General features: G+C 41.9%; 14 protein-coding genes. 12 read left to right on the top strand and 2 right to left on the bottom strand.

The features are described 5' to 3' along the window. Positions 1-3 precede the first annotated feature (3 nt). Positions 4-1,305 carry a histidinol dehydrogenase gene (hisD, locus tag K1T76_RS10090; protein WP_230245288.1) on the top strand — a complete coding sequence of 434 codons (1,302 nt, stop codon included), beginning with the start codon at positions 4-6 and terminating at the stop codon, positions 1,303-1,305. Positions 1,306-1,482: 177 nt separating this feature from the next. After that, the gene (gene hisC, locus K1T76_RS10085) at positions 1,483-2,571 is read left to right on the top strand and encodes a histidinol-phosphate transaminase (RefSeq protein ID WP_230245287.1); all 1,089 of its coding nucleotides are present in this window, start codon (positions 1,483-1,485) and stop codon (positions 2,569-2,571) included. Positions 2,572-2,637: 66 nt separating this feature from the next. Here the strand turns inward: hisC and pabB are convergent, their stop codons facing one another. Continuing rightward, positions 2,638-3,978, bottom strand: a complete 1,341-nt coding sequence (gene pabB / locus K1T76_RS10080) for an aminodeoxychorismate synthase component I (protein ID WP_230245285.1) — start codon at positions 3,976-3,978, stop codon at positions 2,638-2,640. A gap of 125 nt (positions 3,979-4,103) precedes the next feature. On the opposite strand from pabB, the gene filF reads away from it, so the two are divergent. Beyond that, a complete protein-coding gene (gene filF, locus K1T76_RS10075) occupies positions 4,104-5,075 on the top strand; it encodes a putative pilus system protein FilF (protein ID WP_230245283.1) in 972 nt (323 codons plus the stop codon). Between the two features lie 99 nt (positions 5,076-5,174). Here the strand turns inward: filF and K1T76_RS10070 are convergent, their stop codons facing one another. After that, positions 5,175-5,723: an NUDIX hydrolase gene (locus K1T76_RS10070; RefSeq protein ID WP_230245281.1), complete on the bottom strand. Its 549-nt coding sequence runs from the start codon at positions 5,721-5,723 to the stop codon at positions 5,175-5,177. Positions 5,724-5,846: 123 nt separating this feature from the next. On the opposite strand from K1T76_RS10070, the gene K1T76_RS10065 reads away from it, so the two are divergent. The 9 genes from K1T76_RS10065 (at position 5,847) to K1T76_RS10025 (ending at position 14,214) form a co-directional block, all read left to right on the top strand. Further along, positions 5,847-6,443, top strand: a complete 597-nt coding sequence (locus K1T76_RS10065) for a CoA pyrophosphatase (protein ID WP_004975226.1) — start codon at positions 5,847-5,849, stop codon at positions 6,441-6,443. Between the two features lie 31 nt (positions 6,444-6,474). Next, positions 6,475-7,005 (top strand): gamma carbonic anhydrase family protein, encoded by a 531-nt coding sequence (locus K1T76_RS10060; protein ID WP_019837199.1) that lies wholly within the window; start codon positions 6,475-6,477, stop codon positions 7,003-7,005. Between the two features lie 160 nt (positions 7,006-7,165). Continuing rightward, positions 7,166-7,831, top strand: coding sequence for a tRNA (adenosine(37)-N6)-threonylcarbamoyltransferase complex dimerization subunit type 1 TsaB (gene tsaB / locus K1T76_RS10055; RefSeq protein ID WP_019837200.1), 666 nt, complete (start codon positions 7,166-7,168; stop codon positions 7,829-7,831). A 12-nt stretch (positions 7,832-7,843) separates the two neighbouring features. Beyond that, complete coding sequence (locus tag K1T76_RS10050) at positions 7,844-8,668, top strand: undecaprenyl-diphosphate phosphatase (protein ID WP_070154325.1); 825 nt, start codon at positions 7,844-7,846, stop codon at positions 8,666-8,668. Continuing rightward, positions 8,662-9,483 (top strand): class I SAM-dependent methyltransferase, encoded by an 822-nt coding sequence (locus K1T76_RS10045; protein ID WP_070154324.1) that lies wholly within the window; start codon positions 8,662-8,664, stop codon positions 9,481-9,483. The genes K1T76_RS10050 and K1T76_RS10045 overlap by 7 nt, the downstream gene beginning before the upstream one ends. A 146-nt stretch (positions 9,484-9,629) precedes the next feature. After that, positions 9,630-11,039, top strand: a complete 1,410-nt coding sequence (locus K1T76_RS10040) for a C13 family peptidase (protein WP_230245280.1) — start codon at positions 9,630-9,632, stop codon at positions 11,037-11,039. An 18-nt stretch (positions 11,040-11,057) separates the two neighbouring features. Next, positions 11,058-11,897 (top strand): S-formylglutathione hydrolase, encoded by an 840-nt coding sequence (fghA, locus tag K1T76_RS10035; RefSeq protein ID WP_230245278.1) that lies wholly within the window; start codon positions 11,058-11,060, stop codon positions 11,895-11,897. Between the two features lie 167 nt (positions 11,898-12,064). Continuing rightward, positions 12,065-13,168, top strand: coding sequence for a YjgN family protein (locus tag K1T76_RS10030; RefSeq protein ID WP_230245276.1), 1,104 nt, complete (start codon positions 12,065-12,067; stop codon positions 13,166-13,168). A 14-nt stretch (positions 13,169-13,182) separates the two neighbouring features. Next, positions 13,183-14,214, top strand: a complete 1,032-nt coding sequence (locus K1T76_RS10025) for a M48 family metallopeptidase (RefSeq protein ID WP_230245275.1) — start codon at positions 13,183-13,185, stop codon at positions 14,212-14,214. The last annotated feature ends 7 nt before the right edge of the window (positions 14,215-14,221 follow it).

The following is a 14,221-nucleotide window of genomic DNA, read 5'->3' as shown; positions in this document are numbered from 1 at the left end:
CTTGTGGGTAAATTGATGCGACGTTTATCGACTCAAGATCAAAGCTTTAAACAAGCCTTTGCAGACTTGTTGGCTTTTGAAACTGTCAGTGATCCTGAACTTTTAAAAACTGTAGATCAAATTATTGCTGATGTACGTCAGCATGGCGATGCTCAGGTTCTTAAACTCACTCAACAGTTCGATCGACATCCAGCGCATCAATTTTCAGAACTTGAGTTAAGTCAGGAACAGCTGAAAGCCGCATTTGATGCTTTAGAGCGCGAAGTTCGTGAGGCATTGGAATTGGCTGCTTTACGTATTCGTGAATTTCACCAAGCGCAAAAACAGGATGGATGGAGTTATGTTGATGCTTTGGGCAATACACTCGGACAAAAAGTCACACCATTAGACCGTGTGGGTATTTATGTGCCAGGTGGTTTGGCGTCTTATCCATCTTCAGTGCTTATGAATGCTGTACCTGCGCATGTTGCTGGTGTGCCTGAAATTATTATGGTTGTGCCTGCACCGAATGGTGAACTCAATCCATTGGTTTTGGCCGCTGCATATTTGGCAGGGGTGACTCGTGTATTTACCATTGGCGGCGCGCAAGCCGTTGCTGCATTGGCTTATGGTACAGAAACTATCCCCTCGGTAGATAAAATTACGGGGCCAGGTAACCGCTTTGTAGCAGCTGCAAAACGTGCTGTGTTTGGTCAGGTTGGCATTGATATGATTGCAGGACCATCCGAAATTTTGGTTTATGCTGAAGGTGAGAATAATCCTGAATGGTTGGCCATGGACTTACTTTCTCAAGCCGAGCATGACACGGTTGCACAATCTATTTTTATGACACCAGATCAGCAATTGCTAAATCAGGTTGAGCAAGCGATTGAACAGCACTTGGCGAATTTGCCTAAAGCTGAAATTGCCCGTACTTCTATTGCAAATCGTGGTGCATTGGTTTTGGTGAAAGATCGCCAAGAGGCGATTGAATTGATCAACCAAGTTGCGCCCGAACACTTAGAATTGTGTATGGATGATCCTCAAGGAATGGCAGAAGAAATTCGTCATGCGGGTGCAATATTTATGGGGCGCTATACACCAGAAGCGATTGGTGATTATTGTGCAGGACCAAACCACGTTTTGCCAACGTCGGGTACGGCACGTTTTTCATCACCATTGGGTGTTTACGATTTCCAAAAACGCTCAAGTCTGATTATGTGTTCGGCTGAGGGTGTGAAGAGCTTGGCGAAAACCGCTGATATTTTAGCGCAGCAGGAAAATCTAGATGCGCATGCACGATCAGCACGTTATCGTTATCAGTAATTAATTAAAAAACTCTCTTTAAAGCTCCTTCTCTCTTTGAGCAAGAAGTATGACTTCGTAAAAGGAGGAGAGCTGCAACCTTTAATTCAGTTTGGCATGGTTTAAACCTTATCCAAACCTTCTCCTGAAAAGAGGGCTTACGCGAGAGTAAGTTGAGTGCATGAACGAGAATATAAAATGAAAATCACAGCAGAACAAATGCGTTTTTGGAGCCCTGAAGTACGTGAGTTAGAGCCTTATGTACCAGGTGAGCAGCCAAAAATCCAAAATTTATTAAAATTAAACACCAATGAAAACCCGTACCCACCTTCACCTAAAGTAGTGGAAGCGGTGCAAAAGGTTTTAGAAAACTCGGCAGATGCATTGCGTTTATATCCAGACCCAGATGCATCTGAACTTAAGCAAGCCATTGCGAAACAGCAAAATATAGCTGTGGAAAATGTCTTTGTTGGCAATGGTTCAGATGAAGTCCTTGCTCATATTTTTAAGGCTTTTTTTGTTCAGGAACAGCCATTACTGTATCCAGATATCACCTATAGCTTTTACCCTGTATATAGTCAATTTTTTGGGGTAAAAACTAAAATTTTGCCTTTAAATGATGATTTTGAAATTGTAGTTGATGATTATAAGCAAGCCAATGGCGGCATTATCATCACCAATCCGAATGCTCCGACCAGTATTGCTTTGGGTTTAAGCGCTATTGAAGAAATTTTACAGGCCAATCCAAATTCTGTGGTCGTGATTGATGAGGCCTATGTCGATTTTGGTGCAGAGTCTGCAGTGAAATTGGTGGAAAAGTATGAGAATCTGGTGGTATGCCAAACCACGTCTAAATCACGTTCTTTGGCAGGTTTACGTGTTGGTTTTGCGATTGCGCAACCACATTTAATTGCCGCACTAGAAGCCGTAAAAAATAGTTTTAACTCCTATCCAATGGATCGTTTTGCCATTGCAGCTGCGGTGGCATCTTTTCAAGATCAGGCGTATTTTGAAGCCCAATGCCAAAAAGTTATTGCTAGCCGTGAGAAATTGGTGATGGATTTAACCAGCTTGGGCTTTAAGATATTGCCATCACACGCCAACTTTATTTTTGCATCACATCCTCAACAGGATGCGGGAGAATTAGCTGCAGCATTACGTGAACGCGGTATTATTGTGCGTTATTTTAATAAACCACGCATCAATCAATATTTGCGCATTACTATTGGTACAGATGATCAAAATCAACGCTTAGTAGATACTTTAAAATACGATATTTTGGCTTAATTGTTAAAATATCGTAGAGGCGAGTGAAGCATTGAATTCACTCGCTTTTTTTGTTTTTGCGACATGCTATTGCGCAGGTTTGTACCAGCGGTTCAATAAGTCCAACATCGCGGAAACCTTGTCAAAACATTCTTGATATTCTGCTTCACAAACAGATGCAATCGTGACTCCGCCACCAGCCCATAATGAAACATCTTGCTGATTTTTTTGAATAGAACGGATCAGAATATTCCAAGAACCCGTTCCATCGGCATCAAAATAACCCATAGAGCCGCAATAGGTGCCACGTGCTGCACCTTCGAGTTCATCTATAATTTGCATGGCACGAATTTTTGGTGCGCCAGTAATTGAGCCACCTGGCAAGGCAGACATCAACACAGCAAAAGGATTCATTTCTGCTTTTAGTGTTGCGCTAACTTCACTGACCATGTGATGCACCTGATTAAAAGACTCGATATGGAATAACTTTGGCGTTTTGACGCTGCCTGTTTCAGCATAAACACTTAAATCATTACGTAATAAATCCACAATCATCACATTTTCGGCCTGATCTTTTTCAGATTCACTTAATTGTTGTTTCGATTGTCGATCTAATTCAGGATCATCATAACGTGGCATGGTGCCTTTAATTGGTTTTGTGGTAATTTTTCGATTTTCCTCAAAATTAATAAAGAGTTCTGGCGAACAACTTAAAACTTCAAAATCACCAATACGTAAATAACCTGCATAAGGTGCATTGGTCAGTTGCCAAAACTTTGCTGCAGTTGCTAAAAGTGGACCTTGAGCCTTAGCGCTAAACTCTTGCGTAAGATTAATTTGATAACAATCTCCCGCGACTATATAGTCTTGAACACGCTGAAAGGCACGTTGGTAATCTGTGAAATTCCAGCGTGCTTGACACTTTTGGCTTAATTGGAACTGTTCAATAACGGCAGATTGGCTGTATAAATTTAAAATAAAATCATAAGTTTGTATTGCATTGTCATCTGAACTATAAAAATACCAGCCATCTGGTTCTTGCTGTAAATAGCTTTTAAATTGACCTAAAAAAGCACTTGGCTGGGCGCGGGATTGCATATTGATGTGTTGCTGTGCTGCAGCATCATACGAAATAAAACCCATTACACTGCAAAATGGGGCAGTGTTTGTATCATTTGAAGTGCCTAGATGAGCTGTTAAATCTAATTGAGTTGGACTTAATTCGTATTGATTGAATGCTGTTTTTTGAAAGTAAAAATGTTGATGGTTTTGCTGCACACAATAGCGTTCGGCCAAAAATGCAATACGCGCCTTTCCATTATTTTGCAAATAAATACAATGTGAAAGTGCTGCCAAAGCTTGCAGAATTTTTGCAGCCTCGCATTCAGGTTCACAGAATAATTTTTTAAAATGAGTAGGATAGGACATAAAGTGTAAACAGCTGAGAGATTTAAAAAGGCTATTTTACATGATTGCAGCACATAAAAAAGTAAATAACCGTTTGTCGGTAAGATGTGGATTGCGACCAACAGCAGTTGAACAAAAAATAACTCGTGAGTGGTGAGTTGATTCGTAAAGTACGTCCTGAGCGAATGGTGGCAGCACCACAAACTACATGGGTCAACCCATTGAATAAACGTATTCAGGGACCATTTCATTTTAGTGTGAATGACAATGCGGCTGATGATTTTAAAATTACCCAAGGTAAGGTGTTTAATGATTATTTAATTGCGGGTACGGAAGGTTTTTATAAATTATTGACCAAATCTACAACAGCAAATCCTTCAGATTATGGTCAATGGCAACAAACCATAGGCACCGATCAGTTCAAAGGATCTTTTGATGCCTACAAATTCTTTTCTGTGAACTTTTTGGATAATCGTGTTTTTAAAACCCAGAAAAATGTACCTTTAGGCAGTCGCTATATTTTCCCAATTTATGCAACCTTGACCTTTAATTTTGATGGTGGAACGACTACAGATACCATCAAATTAGGTATTGTTTTAGATGAGGATGGCAATATTCGTACAGATATAGCACCTAATGCCACAGCAACCGATATGTCTGGTCAATGTGCTGCAATTAGTCAGTCTGCTGCTGAATATGTTGATACAAATGGTGTGCAGCAATACCGTATTGGTGTGTTAGGTGCAACCGATATTGACAATAAAGCAGTCACTTTGCGTATGATTTTAGCCAATCCAAAATTTCATAAACTTGATGGCGCAGTCATTGGTTTAAATACCAAAATTGAAGCGGTTGAAGGTGGGAATGGTCAAGTGGTGGGTGGTGCACGCGCTAATATAGGCAATTTAGTTGCTGCCAACTCTACACGTATTACTTTGTCTGATTTTAATGGCTCAGCAGTGAAGTGGAGCAATATTTATCATGCGCAACTAGCAACTTACGTGGCTCAGAACCCAACTTTAGCAACCGATGCAGATAAAGCTTTGGTGAAAGCTCAAGGTGGAGCTGTAAGTCTAGATGTTGCTGAGTGTTATAACCCAAATAAAGTGCGTATTTAACCTTCATTTTAGGTAACATCGAGATAAAAATAGCCCACTGCGAGAGTGGGCTATTTTTATTCGGATTTCGGGTTGATTCAAATGAACATCATGTGGGGGTTAACCCGTGTGATCGGTACGTGAACCTAAGGTTTCTAAATGAATCGTGAAGTGATTGTTTTTTCGGTCTGCAAAGTAGTGCTGTAAAGTACGTTCTACACTTGGGAACGCCAGTTCAGACCACGGAATCTCATCTTCACTAAACAAACGTGATTCGATGGTTTCTTCACCCGCACCAAATTGACCATTCAACAATTGAGCTTTGAACAGCACATAAATTTGCCCAATCCGAGGAATGTTATACATGCAATAAAGTTGTTCGATTTCAATTTCAGCTTCGGCTTCTTCGCGGGTTTCACGGGCAGAACCTTGCTCCATGGTTTCAAACATTTCCATATAGCCTGCAGGTAAAGTCCACAAACCATAGCGCGGTTCAATTGCACGACGACACAATAATACTTTATTTTCCCAAATGACCAATGCCCCACAAATGACTTTTGGATTGACGTAGTGAATGCTGCCACATGCGCTACACACTTGACGTAATTGCTGATCGCCAAGCGGAATTTTCGTTATTGTTTTTTGCCCACAATTTCCACAAAAGTTCATAGTGATCGTCATTGTTAAAGGGAACTCTCAGAATAACTTAAAATTTCAACTTTGGCATCCTCTCTATCTATTGCCTATCTATTTCAGCTATGATGAAAACTTAGACAAGGAGAATAATAAGGCATGATTGATCATTCGCTCACGCATCTATTACAGCAACGTTTGCGCTTTTCTAAAACGTTCATGGAAGCGCATGCAGCGGTATTGATTGCCATTACCGATGAGTCCGATCCTAAGGTGTTGCTCACACGCCGGTCTACCTTGCTCAATAATCATGCGGGTGAGGTGTCTTTTCCAGGAGGTAAACGCGATCCGCAAGATACCAGTAATATTGTGGTGGCGTTGCGCGAAGCACAGGAAGAAACCGCATTAAATCCATTTGAAGTGCAGTTGATTGGCGATTTGCCCATGCAAAAAGCCCGTAATGGAATGTTAGTCAAACCTGTGGTGGGGCTGATTCCCCCAAAAGTAGAACTAATTCCACAACCTTCAGAAATTGATCGCATCTTTTTTGCCTCTTTACAGCATTTGATGGAAGCGCCACCAACGCCGTATGAAGTGAGCTTTGCACAACAAAAATTATATTTTCCGAGTATGCAGGTTGAAGATGAAGTGGTTTGGGGTTTAACAGCGCGGATGTTAGTGTCTTTATTTGAATATGGTTTGGATTATCGTAAAGAATGGCCGTTTTTGTTAAATTCACCAACATTTAAGAAATAGAAAAATTTTGATGTGAGGATAGGAAAGAACCATGTTGTATAAATTTAAAGGATATGCGCCTAAAGCAATGCGGCAACCGTGGGATGGTTGGGTAGCGGATAATGCCACAGTCATTGGTCAGGTTGAGTTGGGGCAGAAAGTCAGTATTTGGTTTGGGGCTGTGGTGCGCGCCGATAACAGCAAAATCAAATTGGGAAATTTTAGCAATGTTCAGGAAAATGCTGTGTTGCACACCGATGCAGGTATTGAAATGCAGATTGGTGATTATGTGACTATTGGACATCAGGCGATGTTACATGGTTGTACCGTGGGAGATAACAGTCTGATAGGTATTAATGCGGTGGTACTGAATCATGCGGTGATTGGTAAAAACTGTATTATTGGTGCGAATGCTTTAATTCCTGAAGGGAAAGTGATTCCTGATAATTCTGTGGTGATGGGCTCTCCTGGGAAAGTGGTCAAGACATTGGATGAGTCAGCAGCAGCACGTTTAAAAATGAGTGCGCTACACTATGCTGAACATTTTCAACATTTTGTAAACCTAGAGCCTTGCACACTTTAAAATTGAATTTGCATCGTACAATCAAACGCATATTTTCGCTGTAATGACTGAGAGTTTTATACGCAGGAATTGCAATCTGGTACGTGTAAAACCTCGCTTGAATTTTAGGAGTGGAGTATCATAACGCCAATTTTTGATATTTAATTCTTGAAGGTTGTGCATGAAATTGCTGGCATTGGAAACTGCCAATGAGCAGTGTTCCGTTTCGATTGTAGATGAAACACAGGAACTCTTTTTTCAATTAGATGCGCGAGCAAAAGCACAAACGCAAACCATCTTACCGATGATTGAGCAAGGCTTTGCTGAAACTCAAATCAGTACGGCCGAGCTAACTGCAATTGCCTTTAGCCGTGGCCCGGGTTCTTTTAGCGGTGTGCGAATTAATGCGGCAGTGACGCAAGCTTTGGCGTGGTCGCATGATTTGCCTGTAATTCCTGTATCGACTTTGCAGGCATTGGCGCAAGCGGCTTATCGTCTTGAAGGATTAACTGCAGTTACTGTTGTGTTGGATGCACGCATGAATGAAGTGTATATCGCCAGTTATGAGCTAGATGCACAAGGGATTATGCAGGCGGTTGATCAGGAACAATTATTGAATTATAGCGATGCTGCACAGGTGGTACGCTTTCAATTGGTCGGTTCTGGGTCGGGTCTGATTGATCAAGAACAAATACAATACAAAGGCTTAAGTGCAACCGCACAAGATATTGCTACTATTGCACGCGTCTGTGCACAGCAACAGCAATGGGTCAGCGCAGAACAAGCATTGCCTGTTTATTTACGTGACAATGCTTGGAAAAAAATTCCAGAACAAGGCAAGGCATAATTAGGGTTATTTATGGATCTTTTACTGCTGCTCAAAGCAGCAATTATGGGTATTGTAGAAGGGATTACCGAATTTCTACCCATTTCTAGCACAGGACATTTGATTCTAGCTGCAGAGCTAATGGACTTTTGGACCAAAGAAAAAAGTGATGTATTTGTAATTGCCATTCAAATGGGGGCAATTGCAGCGGTCATATATGAGTATTGGGCACGTCTATGGGGCGCAGCCACAGGTATGTTTACAGGCGAAGAAAAAGGTCGACGCTTGGGCTTCGGTCTGATCATAGCATCTATTCCAATTATTCTGATTGGATTGACCTTTGGACAAACAGTAAAAGAGTTACTCTTTAATGATGTTGCCGTGGCGATTGGTTTGATTATTGGCGGCTTTATCATTATGTGGATTGAAAAACATCCACCACAAGTACGTGCTCATGAGGTTGAAGAACTAACTTACCGAGATGCGATTTGGATTGGTCTAATTCAGGTATTGTCGCTGATTCCAGGGACTTCGCGTTCAGGTGCAACCATTATTGGCGCGATGTTCTTGGGTGTGTCGCGTAAAGCAGCAACCGAGTTTTCCTTCTTTTTGGGGATTCCAGTCATTATTGGTGCAGGCTTACTCGACTTGTATCAAAGCTATGATATATTCCAAACCACCGAAGATTGGACCGTACTCAGCTTCGGGATTATTGTTTCATTTGTTTCCGCACTTTTGCTGATCCGTGCATTGGTGGCTTATGTTGCGAAACGTGATTTTATGATTTTTGCTTGGTATCGTATTGCTTCAGGTTTAATCATTTTATTGTTCGCATTCACAGGCTGGAAACTATGGTAAGCGAACTTCGCTTATACACTGAAGCCGAGTGTCTCACTCAAGCACAGCATTATTCTGCTGTGCTTTTATCTAGAGGCGTGCAAACGCGCATTGAAACAGTAGAAAAACTCAATGCGCGTTTTTTGCGTTTGAACCCTGAATTGGCATTGTGTGTCGATGCTGAAGGGCTGTGGTTATGTGCCCATGGCATGAAAATGCAACCCGATTGGAAAGCTGAAACTGGGCGGTTAAAGCGTGCCTCTTTAAAATCGGAAATGATTGCTCGCGCCTGTAATTTGTCGGAAAAACCAAGCCTGATTGATGCTACGGCAGGATTAGGACACGATAGCTTGCTCATGGCACATTTGGGTGCTCAGGTCACATTGTTGGAACGTCATCCGATTCTTTTTACTTTGTTGGAAGATGCTAAACGTCAAGCCGCAGATGATCCTTTTTTAGCAAGTGTTGTTGCTCGTATCCAATTGGTTTTTACAGATTCAGCAGATTATTTACGTGACTGTATAGCGCAGAGTAAAGTGGTTGATGTGGTGTATTTAGATCCGATGTTTCCGCAGCGAGATCAACATCAACAGGCGCAGAAAAAGCAGGCTCAAGTCAAAAAACAAATGCAGTTATTACATTTGCTGTTACCTGAAGATGGGGAAATGGATTTAGGTGATCATTTACTGGGTTTGGCACAGCAAATTGCCAAACGTGTTGTGGTGAAGCGCCCACGTTTAGCAGTATTTTTGGCGGGACAGGAAACCACACATCAATGGCAGGGTGATGCTTGCCGATTTGATGCTTATTTCCAAGCACATTTGAACAACGGGTAGATTTCTACCACTAAAGCAGTGGCAAGCCGTTCAATGCTTCTATAATGCGCAAAGATTTGTTATATAGTTAAAATTGACAATTGATAATTACGACGACAAGCATAAACTTGGAGTGTGGAAACGCGAGCTGCGATTAACAGAATCCTATGATTGACTTCAAACCCTCCATTAATTTTTGGCACGATTTTAAAAGCAACCAAGCCGCGGGCGTTTGGTTATTTTTGGGTTCGCGACGCTCTTTGCAAATTATTCGTCCTTCTATCTTACAACTGATTTTTTGGGGGATTTTAGGCGGTCTTGCCAATACCTTATTCAGTTGGTTGGTGGCGGGAGAAGTGGGGGAATTTAACCCACAGGGGTTGGTTAGTTATGCTTTGTGGCCTTTTATTGCCTTAATTGTCGGAATTATTCTTTCTCAGCGTGTCAATAACCCGCGTTTATTGTTAGTCCCTGCTTTGTTGTGGTTAGTATTAGATACTCACGTTGCTTTATTACAAAGCTTGATTCAATACATGGGCATGATGGATGTCTTACCGTATGTGTTGTATGACTATTTGCCTACCATTTTTATGGTGCTGTTTGTTTGGCAAAGCTTGGCCGTGGTGTGGGTATTTTCACGTGAGCTACATTGGCCGTGGTGGGAACGTGCACTGATTGTTTTGGCGACCTTATTCACTTTGGTGGTTTGGCAAATGTCAGTGAAAAGTCAGCCCATTTGGAAAGTAGAAGAAGTTCCACCAAGTTTAAGCGAAGAAGCTTTTTATGCACAAAGCCGTGTACTGAATAAAGCTTTAGATAGTATTCAATATGGGGAATTTGCCCAATCGCATTGGTACTTTTTAGGCGTTGCAGGGGCGAGCTATCAAGACGTATTTATGTCTGAAATTGAGCGCATTCGTGAACAGTTTGATACCCGTTTTGGCACTTTTGGGCGTTCGATGGTACTCATTAATAACCCAATGACCCGTAATGTAATTCCAATTGCTTCGCAAACCAGTATTGAATTGGCGCTGCGCCGTATTGGGCAACGCATGAACCGTGAAAGTGATGTACTGTTTTTATATATGACCTCACACGGTTTAAAAGATCATTTTGAAATTGAAAATGCGCCACTCGACTTAAATCAGGTCGATCCGAAATGGCTGCGTGATACTTTGGATAAATCGGGTATTCGCTGGCGCGTGATTGTCATTTCAGCTTGTTATTCTGGTAGCTTCGTATCTGCTTTGCAAGATGATAATACCTTGGTGATTACTGCATCGGCAGCAGATCGTGAGTCGTTTGGCTGTTCAAATGAAGCAGACTACACCTATTTTGGCCGTGCCTTTTTTGATCAGGCTATGCGTGAACAAAACTCTTTTGCCAATGCCTTTAATGAAGCCAAAGTGACTGTGGCCAAGTGGGAGCAAGCGCAAGGTTTTGAACCTTCAGAGCCGCAATGGGCAATTGGTAAAAATATGGAATTGATGTTGCCACAATTAGAGCAGCGTTTGTTTCCACAAAAAAGTGTTGCAACATCGGCAGAAATTCAATTGAGTGCGCAGCCTGTTCAATAAGCCAAAGAGGAGAGGGTGATGGAGTTAATTCAGAGCAACCGCTGTTTTGAGGGTGAGCAACGGATTTATCGTTTTCATTCAAATGCTTTACAGACTGAAACTCAGTTTGGCATTTTTTTACCAGAACAAGCTTTGGCGGGGCAGGCATGTCCTGCGGTATTTTATTTGGCGGGTTTAACGTGTAACGAAGAAACTTTTGCGATTAAAGCACATGCGCAGCACATGGCAGCACAATTGGGACTAATCTTGATTAGTCCAGATACTTCACCACGTGGTGAGGCTGTTGCTAAAGGCGACCATTGGGATATTGGACACGGTGCAGGTTTCTATATCAATGCGACACAAGCACCGTGGGCGACACATTACCAAATGGAAACTTTTATCGCAGATGAGCTTTATCAATTGGTACTGCAACAGTTCCCAATTCAGGCACAGCACGTTGGCATCATGGGGCACAGTATGGGCGGTCATGGTGCATTGACCCTTGCGTTTAAATATCGTGAAAAATTTAAGTCCGTGTCTGCTTTCGCTCCGATTTGTGCACCAAGCCAATGCCCGTGGGGTGAAAAAGCATTTTCGAATTATTTAGGTACAGATCAGCAAGTATGGTTACAGCACGATGCGACTGCTTTGGTGCAGGCCAAAGGTGCATTGTTCAGTGAAATTTTGATTGATCAGGGATTGAAAGACCAATTCTACAGTCAGCTCAATCCTGCATTATTTCAGCAAGCTTGTGATACGGTCGGACAAAAATTGAGTTTGCGTGAACAGGCGGGCTATGATCATGGCTATTATTTCATTCAAAGCTTTATAGATCAGCATTTGCAATTTCATGTGGTGCAACTACAAGCAGACTAAGCCATGCACTCAATTTTACACATTGATTTTTAAACTTTTCTAGGCACGTTGTTTCTGTTTAATAGAATGGTGAACGCTTGCTTTTTTACCAATTAGAAAGATTGCTCATTTGGGTTTGAGTTTCTGGGTAAAAGAACGACTGCACAATAAAATAACTAAGGCATCACATGCACAATTCAGAATGGGATTTACCACAACAAACACCGTCATCTTCCCCGTTTTTTCCAGCGGAGCCTACAACGCCGCCTGCGCTGAATCCATTACTTGGACGGATTCATCATTTTCAGTTTCATGGTAGCGCCTCAGAGTATTTTGGCATTTGGATTGTCAATATTTTGTTGATGATTGTAACCTTCGGGCTATATGCACCGTGGGCAAAAGTACGTCGTTTGCGCTATTTTTATGGCAATACCGAATTAATCAAACGCCGTTTTGATTTCACGGGTATCCCACATAAAATTTTATTAGGGCGTTTAATTGCCATTGGAATTTATGTTGCGATCTCGGTGATTTCCAATTATTCAGTCAAAGCCATGCTCATTGGCGTGGTGGCTTTATATTTAGCTGTGCCGTGGTTGATTCGAGCGACCATCCGTTTCAAGGCGCGAAATAGTAAATTTGGTAATGCGCGTTTTTATTTTTCAGGCAGTAACAAAGAAGCCTACTGGGTATTTTTAAAATGTATCGTGATTAATCTGTTTACATTGGGCTTATTTTTTCCTGTATTGGTGTGGATGTATAAGCGTTACTGCCTCGACCATTTATATGCAGGACAGCTTAAATTTAAATTAAAAGCTGACTGGCCTGCTTTTATGCGCGCGATGTATATACCTATTTTCTTATTCTTTGGTATTTTGCTTGCTGTGGGGATGATATTGGCTTTCGCAGGACAGTTAAGTCGAAATCCTGCACAGTTGGTGTGGTTGTTTTTAGCGGTTTATCTGCTGGGGTTGTTTTTAATTTGGCCGCTGATGTCGGCGCGAATTTTTATCACTACATGGAACAATACCAGTATCAGTGGTAGTGAATTTCAGACCGATTGTGGGCAGTGGCACTATACTTGGATTGTGCTGACCAATTGGATTGTGAAAGTTCTGAGTTTGGGGTTAATGACTCCATGGGCAGCCATTCGTTTATATCGCTATCAGGTTGAGTCTTTAAGTCTACATTTAAAAAATGATCCAGATTTGATGATCAATAAACTGCAAGCTGAACATAGCGCACTTGCAGAAGAAATCAGTGATATTTTTGATATTGATGTTTCGCTGTAAGGTGGGAGAGAGATATGGCGGCACAGGTCGTGGATGTGGTGTTTTATGATGGCGTGGTATCTAAACCATGGCCAGCCAAAATCTCGCCTATTGATGCTCAGTCGGTACTCATTTGTTATGGTGAGAACTTACAACAACAACGGCGCTATCATTATCAAGACATGATGTTGGTGGGCGCACTGGGTAAAATTCAGCCTGTCATTGAACTTAAAGACGATGCACGTATTGAGTTTTCTCAAGCCTTGCCTGAGTGGTTTCAACTGCGAAATAAACAGGTGCAGCATTCCATCTGGAAATTGGAACGCACGCCAAGTCTGATCGTATTTAGTCTGGTTTTTGTGTCGTTGATGGTATTTGTCACAGTGCAGTGGGGCATCCCAAGTGCATCCAAATATGTTGCCTTTCAATTGCCTGCGAACACCTTAAATCAAATTGGTGATGAGGCAGAGCGTTATATTTTAGATATGACAGCGCCAAGTCAATTGTCCGCAGTACGTCAGCAGAAAATTTTGGCAGATTATCGCAAGCTCATTGCAGGAGATACACCTGCCAAAGTGCTGTTTCGACAAGGTGATCGCTTAGGAGCGAATGCTTTGGCAATTCCGAATAACACCATTATTTTGACCGATGAATTGGTGGAATTGGCGCAGAATGATCAGGAAATCATTGGTGTTTTGGCACATGAACAAGGGCATTTGGCAGAAAGACACAGTTTGCAACAAGCCTTATCGAGTTTAGGGTTTAGTATTATTTTGCTCGCGATTACAGGTGATGGTACAGATTTAGTTTCGACCTTGCCTGTGGCGCTCGTCGGGGCAAATTATTCACGTAATTTTGAATCTGAAGCAGATCATTATGCTTTAAATACGATGCACGCTCAGGGCATTCCAGCCATTCATTTCGCTCATTTTCTGGAACGTTTGGCAGAAGATGCAGGTGAAGACACCGCCAACAACCCTTTGGATTTTTTGCAAAGCCATCCTTCAACACAAAAACGTATTCAAGCGGTTAAGGATTTTGAACAGACACAGCGTTTAGCGCCTTAACATGAAA

This window comes from Acinetobacter sp. PW68 (assembly GCF_020982655.1).
GTDB lineage: Bacteria > Pseudomonadota > Gammaproteobacteria > Pseudomonadales > Moraxellaceae > Acinetobacter > Acinetobacter towneri_A.
The sequence above is the reverse complement of the archived record's forward strand: the minus strand, read 5'-3'. Positions and strand labels throughout refer to the sequence as shown.

Bases quoted from the DNA above. Each gene is read 5' to 3' on its own strand.
- K1T76_RS10065 (WP_004975226.1), top strand. From the start codon at position 5,847: ATGATTGATCATTCGCTCACGCATCTATTACAGCAACGTTTGCGCTTT.
- K1T76_RS10040 (WP_230245280.1), top strand. From the start codon at position 9,630: ATGATTGACTTCAAACCCTCCATTAATTTTTGGCACGATTTTAAAAGC.
- K1T76_RS10060 (WP_019837199.1), top strand. From the start codon at position 6,475: ATGTTGTATAAATTTAAAGGATATGCGCCTAAAGCAATGCGGCAACCG.
- K1T76_RS10045 (WP_070154324.1), top strand. From the start codon at position 8,662: ATGGTAAGCGAACTTCGCTTATACACTGAAGCCGAGTGTCTCACTCAA.
- K1T76_RS10025 (WP_230245275.1), top strand. From the start codon at position 13,183: ATGGCGGCACAGGTCGTGGATGTGGTGTTTTATGATGGCGTGGTATCT.
- pabB (WP_230245285.1), bottom strand. From the start codon at position 3,978: ATGTCCTATCCTACTCATTTTAAAAAATTATTCTGTGAACCTGAATGC.
- tsaB (WP_019837200.1), top strand. From the start codon at position 7,166: ATGAAATTGCTGGCATTGGAAACTGCCAATGAGCAGTGTTCCGTTTCG.
- hisC (WP_230245287.1), top strand. From the start codon at position 1,483: ATGAAAATCACAGCAGAACAAATGCGTTTTTGGAGCCCTGAAGTACGT.
- K1T76_RS10030 (WP_230245276.1), top strand. From the start codon at position 12,065: ATGCACAATTCAGAATGGGATTTACCACAACAAACACCGTCATCTTCC.
- K1T76_RS10050 (WP_070154325.1), top strand. From the start codon at position 7,844: ATGGATCTTTTACTGCTGCTCAAAGCAGCAATTATGGGTATTGTAGAA.
- fghA (WP_230245278.1), top strand. From the start codon at position 11,058: ATGGAGTTAATTCAGAGCAACCGCTGTTTTGAGGGTGAGCAACGGATT.
- K1T76_RS10070 (WP_230245281.1), bottom strand. From the start codon at position 5,723: ATGAACTTTTGTGGAAATTGTGGGCAAAAAACAATAACGAAAATTCCG.